This window comes from Pseudomonas kurunegalensis, from assembly GCF_030291635.1.
GTDB classification, from domain to species: domain Bacteria; phylum Pseudomonadota; class Gammaproteobacteria; order Pseudomonadales; family Pseudomonadaceae; genus Aquipseudomonas; species Aquipseudomonas monteilii.
In genome coordinates this window covers 4,340,713-4,357,691 of the sequence record NZ_CP127871.1, presented here as the reverse complement: position 1 = coordinate 4,357,691, position 16,979 = coordinate 4,340,713, and the positions used below count along the sequence as shown (strand labels likewise).

The 16,979-nt window shown below is 62.8% G+C and carries 13 protein-coding genes and 1 other RNA gene; 7 read left to right on the top strand and 7 right to left on the bottom strand.

Going from position 1 to position 16,979, the window contains the following annotated elements; translation table 11 throughout:
• Positions 1–6 precede the first annotated feature (6 nt).
• The 3 genes from xdhC to xdhA form a co-directional block, all read right to left on the bottom strand.
• Complete coding sequence (gene xdhC / locus QQ992_RS19730; protein WP_119369266.1) at positions 7–852, bottom strand: xanthine dehydrogenase accessory protein XdhC; 846 nt, start codon at positions 850–852, stop codon at positions 7–9.
• Between the two features lie 162 nt (positions 853–1,014).
• Positions 1,015–3,414 (bottom strand): xanthine dehydrogenase molybdopterin binding subunit, encoded by a 2,400-nt coding sequence (xdhB, locus tag QQ992_RS19725; RefSeq protein WP_286110777.1) that lies wholly within the window; start codon positions 3,412–3,414, stop codon positions 1,015–1,017.
• Positions 3,407–4,861, bottom strand: coding sequence for a xanthine dehydrogenase small subunit (xdhA, locus tag QQ992_RS19720; RefSeq protein ID WP_286110776.1), 1,455 nt, complete (start codon positions 4,859–4,861; stop codon positions 3,407–3,409). The genes xdhB and xdhA overlap by 8 nt, the downstream gene beginning before the upstream one ends.
• 268 nt (positions 4,862–5,129) lie before the next feature.
• Between xdhA and QQ992_RS19715 the strand changes: the two genes are divergently transcribed.
• The 6 genes from QQ992_RS19715 to QQ992_RS19690 all read left to right on the top strand — a co-directional run bounded on the left by QQ992_RS19715 (position 5,130) and on the right by QQ992_RS19690 (position 14,540).
• On the top strand, positions 5,130–5,789 hold the full coding sequence (locus tag QQ992_RS19715; RefSeq protein WP_012273425.1) for a GntR family transcriptional regulator: 660 nt from the start codon (positions 5,130–5,132) through the stop codon (positions 5,787–5,789).
• A 3-nt stretch (positions 5,790–5,792) separates the two neighbouring features.
• Positions 5,793–9,281: a chromosome segregation protein SMC gene (smc, locus tag QQ992_RS19710; protein WP_286110775.1), complete on the top strand. Its 3,489-nt coding sequence runs from the start codon at positions 5,793–5,795 to the stop codon at positions 9,279–9,281.
• Positions 9,282–9,486: 205 nt separating this feature from the next.
• The gene (gene zipA / locus QQ992_RS19705; protein ID WP_105946152.1) at positions 9,487–10,374 is read left to right on the top strand and encodes a cell division protein ZipA; all 888 of its coding nucleotides are present in this window, start codon (positions 9,487–9,489) and stop codon (positions 10,372–10,374) included.
• An 89-nt stretch (positions 10,375–10,463) separates the two neighbouring features.
• Entirely contained in the window at positions 10,464–12,794 is a 2,331-nt protein-coding gene (ligA, locus tag QQ992_RS19700; protein ID WP_286110774.1) for an NAD-dependent DNA ligase LigA, read from the top strand.
• A gap of 276 nt (positions 12,795–13,070) precedes the next feature.
• Positions 13,071–13,167: signal recognition particle sRNA small type (ffs, locus tag QQ992_RS19695), an RNA gene on the top strand.
• Positions 13,168–13,349: 182 nt separating this feature from the next.
• Positions 13,350–14,540, top strand: coding sequence for an MFS transporter (locus QQ992_RS19690; RefSeq protein WP_286110773.1), 1,191 nt, complete (start codon positions 13,350–13,352; stop codon positions 14,538–14,540).
• Here the strand turns inward: QQ992_RS19690 and QQ992_RS19685 are convergent.
• Positions 14,521–14,940 carry a helix-turn-helix domain-containing protein gene (locus tag QQ992_RS19685; RefSeq protein WP_286110772.1) on the bottom strand — a complete coding sequence of 140 codons (420 nt, stop codon included), beginning with the start codon at positions 14,938–14,940 and terminating at the stop codon, positions 14,521–14,523. The two genes, QQ992_RS19690 and QQ992_RS19685, sit on opposite strands and share 20 nt — an antisense overlap.
• Before the next feature lie 82 nt (positions 14,941–15,022).
• Here QQ992_RS19685 and QQ992_RS19680 point away from each other — a divergent pair, with 82 nt between their 5' ends.
• On the top strand, positions 15,023–15,511 hold the full coding sequence (locus QQ992_RS19680; protein ID WP_286110771.1) for a DUF2938 domain-containing protein: 489 nt from the start codon (positions 15,023–15,025) through the stop codon (positions 15,509–15,511).
• Positions 15,512–15,526: 15 nt separating this feature from the next.
• Here QQ992_RS19680 and QQ992_RS19675 read toward each other — a convergent pair whose 3' ends face one another.
• The 3 genes from QQ992_RS19675 to QQ992_RS19665 all read right to left on the bottom strand — a co-directional run bounded on the left by QQ992_RS19675 (position 15,527) and on the right by QQ992_RS19665 (position 16,872).
• Positions 15,527–15,706, bottom strand: a complete 180-nt coding sequence (locus QQ992_RS19675; RefSeq protein ID WP_286110770.1) for a hypothetical protein — start codon at positions 15,704–15,706, stop codon at positions 15,527–15,529.
• A 32-nt stretch (positions 15,707–15,738) separates the two neighbouring features.
• Positions 15,739–15,933, bottom strand: a complete 195-nt coding sequence (locus tag QQ992_RS19670) for a hypothetical protein (protein WP_286110769.1) — start codon at positions 15,931–15,933, stop codon at positions 15,739–15,741.
• Positions 15,934–16,104: 171 nt separating this feature from the next.
• On the bottom strand, positions 16,105–16,872 hold the full coding sequence (locus QQ992_RS19665; protein WP_286110768.1) for a substrate-binding periplasmic protein: 768 nt from the start codon (positions 16,870–16,872) through the stop codon (positions 16,105–16,107).
• Between the last annotated feature and the right edge of the window lie 107 nt (positions 16,873–16,979).

The window sequence follows — 16,979 nt, the reverse complement described above, 5'->3', positions numbered from 1 at the left end:
CACTCGTCAAATGGCTTGGCTGCGCCGGGAGGGCGGCAGCAACTGGGCAATGGGGCCGGCATTGGCGGCAGCGTCGTGCTGGCCGAAGCAGGCGTTGTAGGTGGCGATGATTTCACCGGCGATGGACACGGCGATTTCGATGGGCAGCTTGCCCTTCACCTCGGGCAGGCCCATCGGGCAGCGCATGCGTGCCAGCACGGCATCGTCGTAGCCGCGCTCGCGCAGGCGATGCTCGAACTTGACCCGCTTGGTCTTCGAGCCGATCAGGCCGAACCAGGTGAAGTCGTTGCGCTTGAGAATGGCGGCGGTCAGTTCCAGGTCGAGCTGGTGGTTGTGGGTCATGACGATGCAGTAGCAACCTGGCGGCAGGTCTGCGACTTCGTCGACCGGTTCCTCACTGACGACCTTGGTCACCCCGTTGGGGATGAGTTCGGGGAATTCCTGTTCGCGCGAGTCGATCCAGCGCACCCGGCAGGGCAGCGCGGCGAGCAAGGGTACCAGAGCACGGCCGACATGGCCCGCGCCGAACACGGCGATGTGCGCCTGCACGGCGGCCATGGGCTCGAACAACAGCACGGTAGCGCCGCCGCAGCACTGGCCCAGGCTGGCGCCGAGGCTGAAGCGCTCCAGGTGTGGGGTGGTGCGCTGTTCTTCGAGCATCTGCCGGGCGATGTGCAGGGCCTTGTATTCCAGGTGGCCACCACCGATGGTGTCGAAAAGGCCATTGGCGCTGACGACCATTTTCGAGCCGGCGTTGCGCGGGGTGGAGCCGCGTTCTTCGATGATGGTCACCAGTACGCAGGCTTCGCCACGGGACTGGTGGTCGGCGAGGGCGTTGATCCATTGGTGCATGATGCAACCTCTCTAAAGATCGACACGGTCCCCTTGTAGGAGCGGCCTTGTGTCGCGAAAGGGCTGCACCGCAGCCCCGACAATCTATGCAGTAGCCAAGATCTTGGGGCCGCTTCGCGACCCTTTCGCGACACAAGGCCGCTCCTACAGGGCCTTGCGTTGTCAGTGAGTGACGGTTTCCAGTTCCGGCTCGGCAGGCTGCGTCGCGGCCACCGCCTTGCGCATCTGCTCACAGCCCCACAGCACCCGCTCCGGTGTCGCCGGCGCGTCGATGTTCGGCTGTACCCGGTAATCGGCAAGGCTCGCCACGGCATCCTTGATGGCGCACCAGGCAGCAATACCGAGCATGAACGGCGGCTCGCCCACGGCCTTGGAATGGAACACGGTGTCTTCGGGGTTCTTGCGGTTTTCCACCAGCTTCACCCGCAAGTCCAGCGGCATGTCGGCGACCGCCGGGATCTTGTAGCTGGCCGGGCCATTGGTCATCAGCTTGCCCTTGGCGTTCCACACCAGTTCTTCGGTGGTCAGCCAGCCCATGCCCTGGATGAAGCCGCCTTCCACCTGGCCGATGTCGATGGCCGGGTTCAGCGAGTCGCCCACGTCGTGCAGGATGTCGGCGCGCAGCATCTTGTATTCGCCGGTCAGGGTATCGACGATCACTTCCACGCAGGCGGCGCCGAAAGCGAAGTAGTAGAACGGCCGGCCGCGCGCCTGGCTGCGGTCGTAGAAGATCTTCGGTGTGCGGTAGAAGCCGGTGCTGGACAGCGATACCTGGGCGAAGTACGCCTGCTGCACCAGTTGCTCGAAGCTGACGATCTGGTCGCGTACACGCACATGGCCATTGCGGAACTCGACGTCTTCCTCGGTCACGTTGTAATGCCGCGCCGCGAACTCGGTCAGGCGCTTCTTGAGGATTTCGGCAGCGTTCTGCGCCGCCTTGCCGTTCAGGTCGGCGCCACTGGAGGCTGCGGTCGGCGAGGTGTTGGGCACCTTGTCGGTGTTGGTGGCGGTGATCTGGATGCGGCTGAAATCCACCTGGAAGATCTGCGCCACCACCTGCGCAACCTTGGTGTTCAGGCCCTGGCCCATCTCGGTGCCGCCGTGGTTCAGGTGGATGCTGCCGTCGGTATAGATGTGGATCAGCGCCCCGGCCTGGTTGAGGAAGGTGGCAGTGAACGAGATGCCGAACTTGACCGGCGTCAGCGCCAGGCCCTTCTTCAGTACCGGGCTGTTGGCGTTGAAGCGACGGATCGACTCACGGCGCTCGGCGTAGTCGCTGCTGGCTTCCAGGTCGGCAGTCATCTCATCGAGCATGTTGTGCTCGACGGTCTGGTAGTAGTGGGTGACGTTGCGCTCGGTCTTGCCGTAGTAGTTGGCCTTGCGCACCGCCAGCGGGTCGCGGCCCAGGTGGCGGGCGATATGGTCCATTACCTGCTCGATGGCGACCATACCCTGCGGGCCGCCAAAGCCGCGGTAAGCAGTGTTGGAGGCAGTGTTGGTCTTGCAGCGGTGACCATGCACGGTGGCATCGCCCAGGTAGTAGGCGTTGTCGGAGTGGAACATGGCGCGGTCGACGATCGAACCGGACAGGTCGGGCGAGTAACCGCAGTTGCCGGCCAGGTCGAAGTTGATGCCGTGCAGGCGACCGTTGTCGTCAAAGCCCACGTCATATTCGACATAGAACGGGTGGCGCTTGCCGGTCATGGTCATGTCTTCGACACGCGGCAGGCGCATCTTGGTGGGCTGGCCGGTCAGGCGGGCCACTACCGCGCACAGGCACGCGGGGCTGGCAGCCTGGGTTTCCTTGCCGCCAAAACCGCCACCCATGCGGCGCATGTCCAGTACCACCTTGTTCATTGGCACGTCGAGCACTTCGGCCACCAGCTTCTGCACTTCGGTGGGGTTCTGTGTGGAGCAGTAGACGATCATGCCGCCATCTTCGGTGGGCATCACCGAGGAAATCTGCGTTTCCAGGTAGAAGTGTTCCTGGCCACCAATGTGCAGGGTGCCCTGAATGCGGTGCGGGGCGCTGGCCAGCGCGGCAGCGGAATCGCCGCGTTGGTGGGTGTGGCTGTCGAGCACGAAGTGCTTCTTGCGCAGTGCATCGACCACGTCCAGCACCGGCTCCAGGTCTTCATATTCGACAATGGCGGCCATGGCTGCACGGCGCGCGGTTTCCAGGTCGCGGGCTGCGACGGCGAGTACCGGCTGGCCGAAGAACTCGACCTTGTCGATGGCCAGCAGCGGGTCGCCGGCCACCACCGGGCCGATGTCTTTCAGGCCGGGGATGTCTTCGTGGGTGATGGCGATGCGCACGCCTTCGAAGGCGTAGCACGGCGTGGTGTCGATGCGCAGGATACGCGCATGGGCACGGTCGGCGGTACGCGCATAGACGTGCAACTGGTTGGGGAATTCCAGGCGGTCGTCGATGTACAGCGCCTCGCCGGACACATGCTTGTCGGCGCTGTCGTGCTTGACGCTGCGGCCGACCCCGGTGGTCAGGTCCTGGCTGAACAGCTCGGCCATCTCGGCCTGGCTTTTGGCTACGTGATGGTTAGACATAAGCGGTCACCCGGGTTTCGATGTACGGCGTTTGCTGTTCGATGAAGTACTTGCGCAGCAGGTTTTGCGCGGTCAGCAGGCGGTATTCCTTGCTGGCGCGGAAGTCGCTGAGCGGGGTGAAGTCCTCGGCCAGGGCCTGGCAGGCGCGCTCGATGGCGGCCTGGTCCCACGGCTTGCCACGCAGCGCCGCCTCGCAGGCACGGGCGCGTTTGGGGATGGCCGCCATGCCGCCGAAGGCGATGCGCACACCGCTGACCACGCCGTCTTCGATGCTCAGGTTGAACGCCCCGCACACGGCGGAGATGTCATCGTCCAGGCGTTTGGACACCTTGTAGGCGCGGAACGCCCAGTCGCGGGTGGCACGCGGCACGATGATTTTCTCGATGAACTCGCTGTCCTGGCGGGCGGTAATGCGGTAATCGATAAAGTAGTCTTCCAGTGGCATTACCCGCTGACGCTCGCCTTGGCGCAGGACGACCTGCGCATCCAGGGCGATCAGCAGGGGTGGCGAGTCGCCGATTGGCGAGGCGTTGCCGATGTTGCCTCCGAGGGTGCCCTGATTGCGGATCTGCAGCGAGGCAAACCGGTGCAGCAAGGCACCGAAGTCTGGGTACTCCTCGTTCAGCGCGCCGTAGCAGTCGGTGAGCGGGGTGGCGGCGCCGATTTCCAGGTGGCTGGCGGTTTTCTCGATGCGCTTGAGCTCGGCCACGTGGCCGACGTAGATCATCACCGGCAGTGTCTTGTGGAACTGGGTCACTTCAAGCGCCAGGTCGGTACCGCCGGCCAGCAGGCGGGCTTCGGGGTGCGAGCTGTAAAGGTCGGCCAGGTCGGCCACGGTCAGCGGCACCAGGCAGCGTTTGTCGCCGCTGTTCAGTTCGCCGGTCTGGGTGGGTGCAATGGCCTTGAGGCGGCTGATGGTTTGCGCCTGCTGGGCATCGAACTGGTCGCGGCAGGGCTGGCGGCAGCTCTGCTCGGCAGCGTCGAGAATCGGCCGATAGCCGGTGCAGCGGCACAGGTTGCCGGCCAGGGCTTCCTGGGCCTGGTGCAGGTCGGGGCCGCTGCTGTTCTTTTGCAGGGCGAACAGCGACATCACGAAACCGGGGGTGCAGAAGCCGCATTGCGAACCATGGCAATCGGCCATCGCTTGCTGCACGCTGTGCAGCTGGCCCTGATGCTTGAGGCCTTCAACGCTGATCAATTGCTTGCCGTGCAGCGACGAGACAAACGTCAGGCACGAGTTGAGGCTGCGATAACGCAGGCTGTCGTTGCCCTGTTCGTCCTGGGTCAGTTCGCCGACCACCACGGTGCAGGCGCCGCAGTCACCACTGGCGCAGCCCTCCTTGGTGCCGGGTTTGCCCAGGTGCTCGCGCAGGTACTGCAGCACCGTCATGTTCGGGTCCAGGGCGTGCTCGCTGCGCAACTCCTGGTTGACGAGAAACTGGATCACGGGGATGGCCTCGCAATGGTTTTATTGTTGTTGGGCGGACTCTAAGCAAGACCTGTCTAGCAGGTCAATATTTTTCTGACTCAAAGGTCAAGAAATTGCTCGTGTCTACGCCCGGCCGAACACATTGCCTATGGAACAAGCATAGATCGCGCCGGGCGCGCGGCTGTCTGGCAGGTCAAATAAACCGCCTGGCCCCTCTGCGCGATTACCGCCCAAGTACGCTACAATCCGCCCCTTGTGCCCAGTTCAATGATTTTGAAGGAAAACCATGACGTTCAAGGCCCCGGACAGCCTCTCCGAGCAGATTGCCGATTACCTGGCCGAACGCATCATCCGCGGCGAGCTGGCGCCAGGCGAGCGTATCCAGGAGCAGAAGGTTACCCAGGCGCTCAACGTCAGCCGTGGCTCGGTGCGCGAAGCGCTGCTGATCCTCGAGCGCCGCCACCTGGTGGCGATTTTGCCGCGCCGAGGTGCCCATGTAACCGAGCTGGACGAGCGCAGCGTGCGCAGCCTGTGTTCGTTGATGGGCGAGTTCTACATCCTGCTGGGCAACGCGGTTGCGCAAAAATGGCGCACCGAAGCCGACCTGCGCCCGTTTCTGGAGATCCAGCAGCGCCTGCAGCGCGCCCATGACCAACTGGATATCAAGACCTTCGTCGCCGACAGCTTTGCGGTCATGCGTGCGGCTTATCCGTTCGCCGACAACCCGTTCCTGCAGGAAACCGTGGAAAACCTCCAGCCCGCCATGAGCCGTGCCTACTACCTGTCGCTGGACCAGCGCCAGGCCAACATGATCGACTACCTCGACTTGTTCGCCCGCCTGCTCGAAGCCGTGGTCGCCCGCGACCTGCCGCGCATTCGCGAGGTGCTCACCGCCTACGGCCAGCGCAGCTGCGAACTGGTGCTGGCGGCGCTGGCCCGAGGCTGACCGATGCGCCTGAAGTGCATTCGCCTGGCCGGGTTCAAGTCGTTCGTCGACCCGACCACGGTCAACTTCCCCAGCAACATGGCGGCGGTGGTCGGCCCCAACGGCTGCGGCAAGTCCAACATCATCGACGCAGTGCGCTGGGTGATGGGCGAGAGTTCGGCGAAGAACCTGCGCGGCGAGTCGATGACCGATGTCATCTTCAACGGCTCCAGTGGCCGCAAACCGGTCAGCCAGGCCAGCATCGAGCTGGTGTTCGACAACAGCGAAACCACCTTGGTCGGCGAATACGCCGCCTACGCCGAGATTTCGATCCGCCGCAAGGTCACCCGCGACGGTCAGAACAGCTATTACCTCAACAGCACCAAGTGCCGCCGGCGCGACATTACCGATATCTTCCTGGGTACTGGCCTGGGGCCGCGCAGCTACTCGATCATCGAGCAGGGCATGATCTCCAAGCTGATCGAGGCCAAGCCCGAGGAGCTGCGCAACTTCATCGAGGAAGCCGCCGGCATTTCCAAGTACAAGGAACGCCGCCGCGAAACCGAAAACCGCATCCGCCGCACCCAGGAAAACCTGGCGCGCCTGACCGACCTGCGCGAAGAGCTGGAGCGCCAGCTGGAACGCCTGCACCGCCAGGCCCAGGCAGCTGAGAAGTACCGTGAGTACAAGGCCCAGGAGCGCCAGATGAAGGCGCGCCTGTCGGCCTTGCGCTGGCGCGACCTGGATGAACGGGTGCGTCAGCGTGAGTCGGTGATCGGCGACCAGGACGTGTCCCATGAGGCGCTGGTGGCCGAGCAGCGCAACGCCGATGCCAGCATCGAGCGCCTGCGCGACGGTCATCACGAGCTGTCCGAACGCTTCAACCAGGTGCAGGGCCGGTTCTATTCGGTGGCCGGCGATATCGCCCGGGTCGAGCAGAGTATCCAGCACGGCCAGCAGCGCCTGCGCCAGTTGCAGGACGACTTCAAGGAAGCCGAGCGCACGCGCTTGGAGACTGAGTCGCACCTGGGCCATGACCGCACTTTGCTGGCCACCCTTGGCGAAGAGCTGGCCATGCTCGAACCCGAGCAGGAATTGACCTTGGCCGCTGCCGAAGAAGCCGCCGCCACGCTGGAAGAAGCCGAGCTGGGCATGCACGGCTGGCAGGAGCAGTGGGACAGCTTCAACAGCCGCTCCGCCGAGCCGCGCCGCCAGGCCGAGGTGCAGCAGGCGCGCCTGCAGCAGCTGGAAGCCAGCCTGGAGCGTCTGGGCGAACGCCAGCGCAAGCTGGGCGAGGAGCGTGAGCAACTGGGTAGCGACCCGCAGGATGCCGCCATGCTCGAACTGGCTGAGCAGTTGGCCAGCAGCGAAATGCTGCTGGAAGAACTGCAACTGTCCGAAGAGCAGGTGGTCGAGCGACTGGAAGGTGTGCGCGAGCAGTTGCACCAGGCCACCCAGGCACAACAACAGGCGCAGGGTGACCTGCAGCGCCTGGGCGGCCGGTTGGCTTCGCTGGAGGCTTTGCAGCAGGCCGCGCTGGAGCCGGGCGCAGGTGCTGCTGACTGGCTGCAAAGCCAAAGCCTGGAGCAGCAGCCGCGCCTTGCAGAAGGCCTGCGGGTGGAGCCGGGCTGGGAGCTGGCCGTGGAAACGGTGCTTGGCGCCGATCTGCAAGCCGTACTGGTGGACGACTTCGGCAAGCTCGATTTTGCCGGCCTGGAGCAGGGCGAGTTGCGCTTGCTTCTGGCCAGCGCTGACAACGTATCCTTGCCCGGCAGCCTGCTGGAAAAAGTTGAAGGCCCTATCGACCTGGCGCCTTGGCTTGGCCAGGTCAGACCGGTAGAAAACCTGACCGAGGCGCTGGCCCGGCGTGCAGCCCTTGCTGAAGGGCAAAGCCTGGTCAGTCGTGATGGTTATTGGGTTGGCCGGCATTTCCTGCGGGTTCGTCGTGGTGGTGAGGCCGAAGGCGGGGTTTTGGCACGCGGCCAGGAAATCGAACGGTTAGGTCAGGAGCAGCTGGAGCAGGCGGCGGCGCTGGAACAACTGGAACAGCAACTGCAAACCCTGCGCGAGCAGCAGCTGGACCTGGAAGAGCAGCGCGAACAGCTGCGCCGCCGCAGCCAGGAAGAAAACCGCCTGCATGGTGAACTGAATGCCAGTCTGTCGGCCAGCCGTGCCCGCGCCGAGCAGGTCGAATTGCGCCGCCGGCGCCTGCAGGAAGAATTGGCTGAGCTGGAAGAGCAGCGTGCCCTGGAACATGAGCAGCTGGGCGAATCACGCCTGCTGCTGCAAGAAGCCCTGGAGCTGATGGCCCAGGACACCGAGCAGCGCGAGCAGTTGATGGCGCGCCGCGACACGCTGCGTGAAAGCCTCGATCGGGTGCGTCAGGAAGCCCGTCAGCACAAGGACCACGCCCACCAGCTGGCCGTGCGCTTGGGCTCGCTGCGCGCCCAGCACGACTCCACCCGTCAGGCTCTGGAACGCCTGGAGCAGCAGGCCGCGCGCCTGACCGAGCGCCAGGAGCAACTGAGCCTGAACCTGGAGGAGGGCGAGGCCCCGCAGGAAGAGCTGCGCCTGAAGCTGGAAGAGCTGCTGGAGCGGCGCATGAGCGTCGACGAGGAAATGCGCAAGGCCCGCCTGCACATGGACGAAGCCGACCGCGAACTGCGCGATGCCGAAAAACGCCGCACCCAGGCCGAGCAGCAAGCGCTGGTGTTGCGCGGCCAGCTGGAACAGTTGCGCCTTGAGTGCCAAGGTTTGGATGTGCGGCGCAAAACCTTGCAGGAGCAGCTGCTGGCCGATGGCTATGACCTGCAAGGCGTGCTCGCCACCCTTGAGGCCGAGGCCAGCGAGCAGGGTACCGAGCAGGAGCTGGAGCAGCTTGAAGCACGCATCCAGCGCTTGGGTGCGATCAACCTGGCGGCCATTGAAGAATACGAGCAGCAGTCCGAGCGCAAGCGCTATCTGGACGCGCAAGACGCCGACCTGGTCGAAGCCCTGGAGACCCTGGAGAACGTCATCCGCAAGATCGACAAGGAAACCCGCAACCGCTTCAAGGATACCTTTGATCAGATAAATGCCGGATTACAGGCACTTTTCCCAAAAGTTTTCGGGGGTGGCAGCGCTTATCTGGAACTGACGGGCGAAGATCTACTCGATACAGGGGTGACGATCATGGCACGGCCACCGGGCAAGAAGAACAGCACCATCCATCTGCTGTCCGGCGGCGAGAAGGCACTGACCGCTTTGGCGCTGGTGTTTGCCATTTTCAAGTTGAACCCCGCACCGTTCTGCATGCTCGACGAAGTCGACGCGCCGCTGGACGATGCCAACGTCGGGCGCTACGCCCGTCTGGTCAAGGAAATGAGTGAAAGCGTGCAGTTCATCTACATCACCCATAACAAGATTGCCATGGAGATGGCGGATCAATTGATGGGGGTGACCATGCATGAACCCGGATGTTCACGCCTTGTTGCAGTTGATGTGGAGGCGGCCATGGCCATGGTCGATGCGTGATGCGCGACGATGGGGGCACATTCTGTAGCGAAATGCCCCCGCCATGTGCGACAGACGGTGTAAAGTTGTCTTTGGTCGTGCTAGCTTAATGTCACTCGTTTTTTGCGTGGGTAAAACGCCTGTCAGAACATAGAGTTGGCGCCACGTGTTAAAGGGCTTTGAACCCTTTGTTTTCAAGCATATTTTTATAGAGGCACGGGATTACATGGAAATCGGTCTGCGCGAGTGGCTGATCGTCATCGGCATCATTGTCATTGCCGGGATTCTTTTCGACGGCTGGCGCCGCATGCGCGGCGGAAAAGGCAAGTTGAAATTCCGTCTGGATCGCAGTTATTCCAACCTGCCGGACGAAGAAGGCGGCAGTGCCGAAGTGCTCGGCCCGTCGCGGGTGCTGGATACCCACAAGGAGCCTGAGCTAGACGAAAGCGACCTGCCGTCGCTCAGCGCTTCTGCGCGTGATCGTGAGCGCGAGCCCAAGCCGGTCAAGGCCGGCAAGCGCGGGAAGCGTGCGGCCGCCGACGTACAGCAGGGCGACCTGAACCTCAGCGCCGAGCCGCGTGAGCCGGATCTGTTCGCCGAAAGCGACGACGACTTTGCCGCCGACAACACCCGCAACAGCGGTGCGGCGCCTGCCAGCAGCAGCGTGAAGGACCTGCCGCCGGCCGAGGAAGTGCTGGTTATCAGCGTGATCTCCCGCGACGAGGGCGGCTTCAAGGGCCCGGCACTGCTGCAGAACATTCTGGAAAGCGGCCTGCGCTTCGGCGAAATGGACATCTTCCACCGCCACGAGAGCATGGCCGGTCACGGCGAAGTGCTGTTCTCCATGGCCAACGCGGTCAAGCCTGGCGTGTTCGACCTGGACGACATCGACCACTTCAGCACCCGTGCCGTCAGCTTCTTCCTCGGCCTGCCGGGCCCGCGTCATCCGAAGCAAGCCTTCGACGTGATGGTGGCTGCGGCGCGCAAGCTGGCCCACGAACTGAACGGTGAGCTCAAGGACGACCAGCGCAGCGTGCTGACCGCCCAGACGATTGAGCACTACCGCCAGCGTATCGTCGAGTTCGAGCGCCGCGCGCTGACCCAGAAGCGCTGATGTGCCCAAGTGGGCAGACCTCTGTCCACCCTGTTTCAAGCGCAAGAGCAGCCAAGGGCTGCTCTTTTGCTATGCAAGAGAACCTGAAAATGACCGCCGAAACCCGTATCCACGAACTGCGTGCCGAGCTCGACCAGCACAACTACCGCTACTACGTGCTCGACGAGCCCAGCGTGCCGGATGCCGAATACGACCGCCTGTTCAACGAGCTGAAGGCGCTTGAAGCCGAGCACCCGCACCTTGTCACACCCGACTCGCCCACCCAGCGCGTCGGCGGCGCTGCCTTGGCCGCCTTTAGCCAGGTGCGCCATGAAGTCCCTATGCTCAGCCTGGGTAACGCCTTCGAAGAAACCGACCTGCGTGAGTTCGGCCGCCGCGTTGTAGAAGGCCTCGATCAGCCCGGCGCGGTCGACTTCAGCTGTGAACCCAAGCTCGACGGCCTGGCCGTGAGCCTGCTGTACCGCGATGGCCAGCTGGTGCAGGGCGCTACCCGCGGCGATGGCACCACCGGCGAAGACATCAGCGCCAACGTGCGCACCGTGCGCAACATTCCGCTCAAGCTGCAGGGTGAGGGCTGGCCGGCGGTGTTGGAGGTGCGCGGCGAGGTGTACATGAGCAAGGCCGGTTTCGACCGGCTCAATGCCGCCCAGGCCGAAGCCGGTGGCAAGACGTTCGCCAACCCGCGCAACGCCGCCGCCGGTAGCCTGCGCCAGCTTGATTCGAAAATCACCGCCAGCCGCCCGCTGGAGTTCTGCTGCTATGGCGTTGGTCAGGTGTCTGAAAGCATCGGCGACAGCCATATCGGCATCCTTGAGCAGCTCAAAGCCTGGGGGATGCCGATCAGTCGCGAGCTCAAGCATGCGGCAGGCATCGAAGAATGCCTGGCCTACTACCGCGACATCGGCGAGCGACGTAACAGCCTGCCGTATGAAATCGATGGTGTCGTATTCAAGGTCAACAGCCTGGCCGCCCAGCGCGAGTTGGGCTTCCGTGCGCGTGAGCCACGCTGGGCGATTGCCCACAAGTTCCCGGCCATGGAAGAGCTGACCGAGGTGCTGGACGTCGAATTCCAGGTTGGTCGCACGGGGGCGGTAACGCCTGTCGCGCGCCTGAAGCCGGTCAAGGTTGCGGGTGTGACCGTGTCCAACGCCACCTTGCACAACATGGACGAAATCGCCCGCCTGGGCCTGCGCATCGGTGACACGGTAATCATCCGCCGTGCCGGTGACGTGATCCCGCAGGTGATGCAGGTGGTGCTGGAGCGTCGCCCGGAAGATGCCCGCCCGGTCGAAGTGCCGAGTGCGTGCCCGGTGTGTGGCTCGCAGGTCGAGCGTACTCAACTGGTCAAACGCAGCAAGGGCAAGGAAACCACCAGCGAAGGCGCGGTGTACCGCTGCGTTGGCCGCCTGGCCTGTGGCGCCCAGCTCAAGCAGGCGATCATCCACTACGTGTCGCGCCGTGCCATGGACATCGATGGGCTTGGCGAGAAGAGTGTCGAGCAACTGGTGGACGAAGGCCTGATCGGCTCGCCGGCAGACCTGTACAAGCTGGAATTCGACCAGATCGTTGGCCTGGAAGGTTTCGCCGAAGTGTCCAGCAAGAAGCTGCTGGATGCCATCGAGGCCAGCAAGCGCCCGGCCTTGGCGCGTTTCATCTATGCCTTGGGCATTCCGGATGTAGGCGAAGAGACTGCCAAGGTGCTGGCCCGCTCGCTGGGCAGCCTGGCGCGCGTGCAGCAGGCATTGCCGCAGGTGCTCACCTACCTGCCGGACATCGGCCTGGAGGTTGCGTACGAGATCCACAACTTCTTTGAAGACGAGCACAACCAGAAGGTGATTGAGCAGCTTCTGGCCAGCGGCATGCAACTTCAGGACGAAGGCGAACTGGCTGCCGAATTCGCTGCCAGTACCACCCTGGCGGGCATCATTGCCAAGCTCGACATTGCCTCGGTCGGCCCGACCGGTGCCGAAAAGCTGGTGGCCAAGCTCGACACCCTGGACAAGATCATCGCCGCCGACGGCATCGACCTGCGCCAGGCCCTTGCGGCCAAGCAGGCGGATGCCGTGCGTGAGTTCTTCAAGGATGAAGCGAACCAGAAGCTGGCGCGGGACATCGAAGCGCAGTTGCTGGCGTTCGGCATGCACTGGACCAGCGAGAAGAAAGTGGCCGAAGGTTTGCCGCTGGCAGGCCAGACCTGGGTGCTCACCGGCACCCTGGAGCGCATGAACCGCGACATCGCCAAGGACAAGCTGGAAAGCCTGGGGGCCAAGGTGGCAGGTTCGGTGTCTGGCAAGACCCACTGCGTGGTGGCCGGGCCAGGGGCGGGGTCCAAGCTGGCCAAGGCTGCCGAGCTGGGTGTGAAGGTGTTGGACGAAGATGCCTTTGTCACCTTCCTGGCCGAACAGGGCATTACTATCTAAGCGCTTGCGCGATCCCTGTAGGAGCGGCCTTGTGTCGCGATCGGGCCGCACAGCGGCCCCACGATCTCGGTTCCGCCACCTGCATCGCTGGGGCCGCTTCGCGGCCCGATCGCGACACAAGGCCGCTCCTACACAAAATCATTCGGCCATGTTCCGCCCCAGTCCTGACAAGTCATTGAGAAATGATGACTTTTTCTCCCGCTAGAGGTTGTATCTGCCCCCAAGACCGGTACAATGGCGCCACTCGCTGCTCAGCGAGGCATGTAGTGGTGGCCCCATCGGTCCCCCCGCATTGATTACCCGTTAACCTGGTCAGGCCCGGAAGGGAGCAGCCATAGCGGGAACATCGAGTGCCGGGGTGTGGCTGGTGGGGCCGCCTCCATTTCAGGCCCTTGAATTCTCAAAGCCTCCTCGCCTGTCGCGTTTTCCTTCACCTCCAGCCAGTGCTGCTTGGCGTTCAGTTACTTATTTGACGATCTCAACTCAAGCGAATGCTTGCCTTTGCTTTTGCCTTGCCGTGGTAGAAAGCAAGACCTGTCAGCAAGGACTGCGTCCATGAAATCGTCCAACGCCCTGCCTCGGTTGCAGCGATTCACTGTTTTCTGCATGGCCTGCTTTCTGCTGTCGATAAGCTACGGCACCACATTCCTGTTGCTGGTGCGGGTGGAGGCGCTAGGGGGCGGTGAGCGTGATGCAGGGCAGGTGTTCGCGGTCGCGATGGTGAGCACGTTGCTGTCGGTCGTGGGGGCGGGGCATTTGTTGCAGCGCCTCGGTGCTGCTCGCGCGATTGCTGTCGGGGCACTCTGCCTGGTCGTTGCGTCGCTCGGCTTCGCGTTGGCCTCCAGCGTGGGGGGCGCGTTGCTGGCTTGTGGCCTGATGCTCGGGATCGGCTGGGGGCTGTTCTACACAGTAGGCCCCATCATGGTTGCCCAGATGGTCGAGCCATCACGACGCACCCACAGTTTTGCGCTGCTGTCCGGCAGCATGCTGACTGGCATCGGGACCGGGCCATTGCTGGGCAAGCTCGCTGCTTTCGTTGCCCTGCCTTCCACGCTCGCCTTCTGGGTAGCCGCCTGCGCTGCCGCGTTGGCCGGTGTTTATTTCGCCTGGCTCGGTTCGACGCATGCACGCCAGCGCCCTACGGAAAGGGTTCAAGTAGGTATGGCTTCCTCGCTTGAAGTGCTGAGTTCGCGCTCAGGTCTCTCAATCCTGATGGTGGGGCTGGGCGGGGCTATTTTCGGCACCATGGGCAGTTTTCAGACCAGCTATGCCGCCCGCCTCGGGCTCGACTACTCCATTTTCTTCATCGGGTTCATGGGCGCTGCAATTGTTTGCAGGCTGCTGCTGGCCGGCTGGGTTGTGAAGCAACCACCGCTGGCGACCTCTTGGGTGTTAACCGTGATCATGGCAACGGCCGTGCTGGGGTTTCATCAATGGGTGCACAGCGCAGAAAGCTACCTGGCCACGGCCATGCTCCTGGGGGTCGGCTACGGCTTGAATTACTCCGTGATAAATGGGCTGGCCGCCAACGAGGCACCGGCCGGGCTTACGGCGCAGGCGCTGCTGCTGTTCAGCTTGTCGTATTTCATTGGTGTATTCGGCTTTCCCTTTGTCGTCAGCCGTTTGATCTCTCAGCTAGGGATTGATGCAATGCTGCTAAGCGTTGAGGGCGTTGCCGTGCTGGTGGTTTGCCTGAGTACGGGGCGGTGGCTGGCTTCGCGTTTTTTCAAGCCTTCCCTGGTCTAGGTGCCAAAGCCGGTTTGTCACCCAGCACGCCAGCTGCCGATAGCCTCATCAAGCGCTGAAATTTCGGGCAGCACAGGTGATCCTCTTCAGGGCACTGCGCCGCATGCCGCAAACCCTTGCTCATCGCTTGCAACCGTTTGATCCGTGCGTCCAGCGCATCTGCTTTGGCTAGCAGCATCTGCCGGTCGACTTGCAAGTCCACCAGCATCGCCCCCACTTCATCCAGTGAAAAGCCTGCAGCCTGCCCCAGGGCGATCAGCGCCAAACGGTCTGCCACATCGGCTGCAAACTGCCGCCGCTGGCCGCGCCCGGCGAGTGACTTGAGCAAGCCTTTCTTCTCGTAGTAACGCAGTGTCGAGGCGGGTACGCCTGTGCGTTTGGCGACGTCGGCAATGTCCATGTCGGGCCCTTGACTTGAAGTTGACTTCAACTTCTATGCTGCGCGTCATGGTGATGACCGTCAATCTTCGAGGGCTTGTTCAATGACGATTACTGCGATGTTTTCTGCTGCCTTGCCGATTGGCATTGGTGCCACGGTGGTGATGGACGTGTGGGGGCTGCTGCTGCGGCGCTTGGGTGTTGCCACGCTTGATTTCGCCATGGTCGGGCGTTGGGCGGGGCATTTGCTGGGCGGGCGTGTACGGCACCAGGCAATTGCCAAGGCGGAGCCGGTGCGGCATGAGCTTGCGTTGGGGGGGGGGATTCATTACGCCATCGGTGTGCTGTTCGCAATGCTGCTGGTTGTCATCGTAGGGGAGGGCTGGTTGCTGTCGCCTACTTTGTTACCTGCAGCAGTTGTTGGCGTGGGTACGGTCGTGGCACCGTTGTGCTTCATGCAGCCGGCGATGGGGGCGGGGTTCTTTGCGTCCAGGACGCCGAAGCCTGCGCAAAACTGTCTTAAGAGCCTGGCCACGCACCTTGTGTTTGGCGTGGGGATGTTCTTGAGTGCGGGTTTGCTGGTGTTGGTATGAGAGTAGGGCGCTCGGTCAGAGCGAGCGTACGATCAGCATGCCTGCTATCAGCAGTACCCCAGTAGAGATTGCACCGAGGTAAAACAGGATCACACCTGTCCAGGGCGAGGACGCTCTGAGGTTTCGCATTTCTTCGGCGAAGGCTTCCGCTTCAGTCAGCGCGCTTCTGGTGTGATCTTGGGTGGCACGGTGCATTTGCTACTCCTTGTGACTGTATTGATCGAAGCTCAGAGCTTGCTGGCCAGTGCCATGATGCCAACGATGGTTGTGACTACTGCAGAGCCCGTTGCGATTGGATACCAGAACGCCTCCTCCCTGAGCTTACGCGCTTCTGCTACAAATTTCTGTGTCTCGGCCCTTAGCTTGCGGCCTTCATTTTGTAACTTCTCAAGTTCGAGGTGTTCACGATCATCCTGAATCATCGGGTTGTCTTTTCGAGTGAGGGTGAATGTGCCTTTGTCGGGTTCTGACTATGTGCAATCGGGGGGGAGGGTGGAATCGCCGTCTTCCAATGGATGCTGTAGTCCATTTGCCCTCAAGCGCATTTTCCTCGCTACTGAGTCCCGCAGGGGGCAATGTCAGGTGGAAAGCAGTCAGGGGCGAGCCACAGACATGGGCTCCTGGTAGCCCGCCCCTCCATACCGCTGCACAATCCGCTCGATCTCCCCCGACTGCTTCAGCCGCACCAGCGCCCGCAGCAGCCCTTGGGTCGGTATCCCCGGATCGCTACGCACCATGCACCCCAGATCCTGTTCCTCCAGTACCGCCAGCACCTGCAACTGCTGATCAGCTGGCAACCCTTGGTTAAACCACTGCAAAGACAGTTGATTGGTCACTGCATGCCGGTACCGCCCCGCATGCAGTTTCTGCAGCACCAGCAACTGGCTGCGGCTGTCTTCACGGCGCAACTGGCCCTGATCCAGCAGCGGTTGCAGGGTCGAGTAGGTGTAGCCGAGTACCGTGCCGATAGCCTGGGGTGGCAGTTGCTCCGGGGGCATTGGGGTGCTGTCGCTGACGCGCCCCACCAGCACGTCACGCTGGTGTATCAGCGGGATACTCCAGACAAAATTCCCCGGCCGGTCGGTGATCCACTGGGTACTGACATAGCAGCGCACATCGATATCGCCGTTGCTGATGGCCTCTTCCAGGCGCAGGCGAGCCATGACGTGGTACTCGGGGCGCGCACCCACTTCCTTGGCTGCAGCCTGCATCAGGTCGTACAGCAGGCCTTCCACCGGCTGGCCACCTTCGATGCGCATCAGCGGCATGCTCCAGCTCTCTGCGACGGAGAAGCGCAGCACGGGCTGATCCGCCAGGCTGTAGGTGCTCCAGAGCAGTAGCAGGGCCAGCAGTCTTCGCAAAGGCGTATCCTCCCTGAACAACGCGCCTGCCTCAAAGCTTAGACGACTCGCGCAGGGTGCAATTTTGCCCCCGCTCCGCTAGCATTAGCGCTCTTCCGCTCTATCAG

What these genes read in the sequence shown, in the direction of transcription:
- xdhC (WP_119369266.1), bottom strand. Translation starts at nt 852, where the DNA reads ATGCACCAATGGATCAACGCCCTCGCCGACCACCAGTCCCGTGGCGAA.
- xdhB (WP_286110777.1), bottom strand. Translation starts at nt 3,414, where the DNA reads ATGTCTAACCATCACGTAGCCAAAAGCCAGGCCGAGATGGCCGAGCTG.
- QQ992_RS19715 (WP_012273425.1), top strand. Translation starts at nt 5,130, where the DNA reads ATGACGTTCAAGGCCCCGGACAGCCTCTCCGAGCAGATTGCCGATTAC.
- smc (WP_286110775.1), top strand. Translation starts at nt 5,793, where the DNA reads ATGCGCCTGAAGTGCATTCGCCTGGCCGGGTTCAAGTCGTTCGTCGAC.
- zipA (WP_105946152.1), top strand. Translation starts at nt 9,487, where the DNA reads ATGGAAATCGGTCTGCGCGAGTGGCTGATCGTCATCGGCATCATTGTC.
- ligA (WP_286110774.1), top strand. Translation starts at nt 10,464, where the DNA reads ATGACCGCCGAAACCCGTATCCACGAACTGCGTGCCGAGCTCGACCAG.
- QQ992_RS19690 (WP_286110773.1), top strand. Translation starts at nt 13,350, where the DNA reads ATGAAATCGTCCAACGCCCTGCCTCGGTTGCAGCGATTCACTGTTTTC.
- QQ992_RS19685 (WP_286110772.1), bottom strand. Translation starts at nt 14,940, where the DNA reads ATGGACATTGCCGACGTCGCCAAACGCACAGGCGTACCCGCCTCGACA.
- QQ992_RS19680 (WP_286110771.1), top strand. Translation starts at nt 15,023, where the DNA reads ATGACGATTACTGCGATGTTTTCTGCTGCCTTGCCGATTGGCATTGGT.
- QQ992_RS19675 (WP_286110770.1), bottom strand. Translation starts at nt 15,706, where the DNA reads ATGCACCGTGCCACCCAAGATCACACCAGAAGCGCGCTGACTGAAGCG.
- QQ992_RS19670 (WP_286110769.1), bottom strand. Translation starts at nt 15,933, where the DNA reads ATGATTCAGGATGATCGTGAACACCTCGAACTTGAGAAGTTACAAAAT.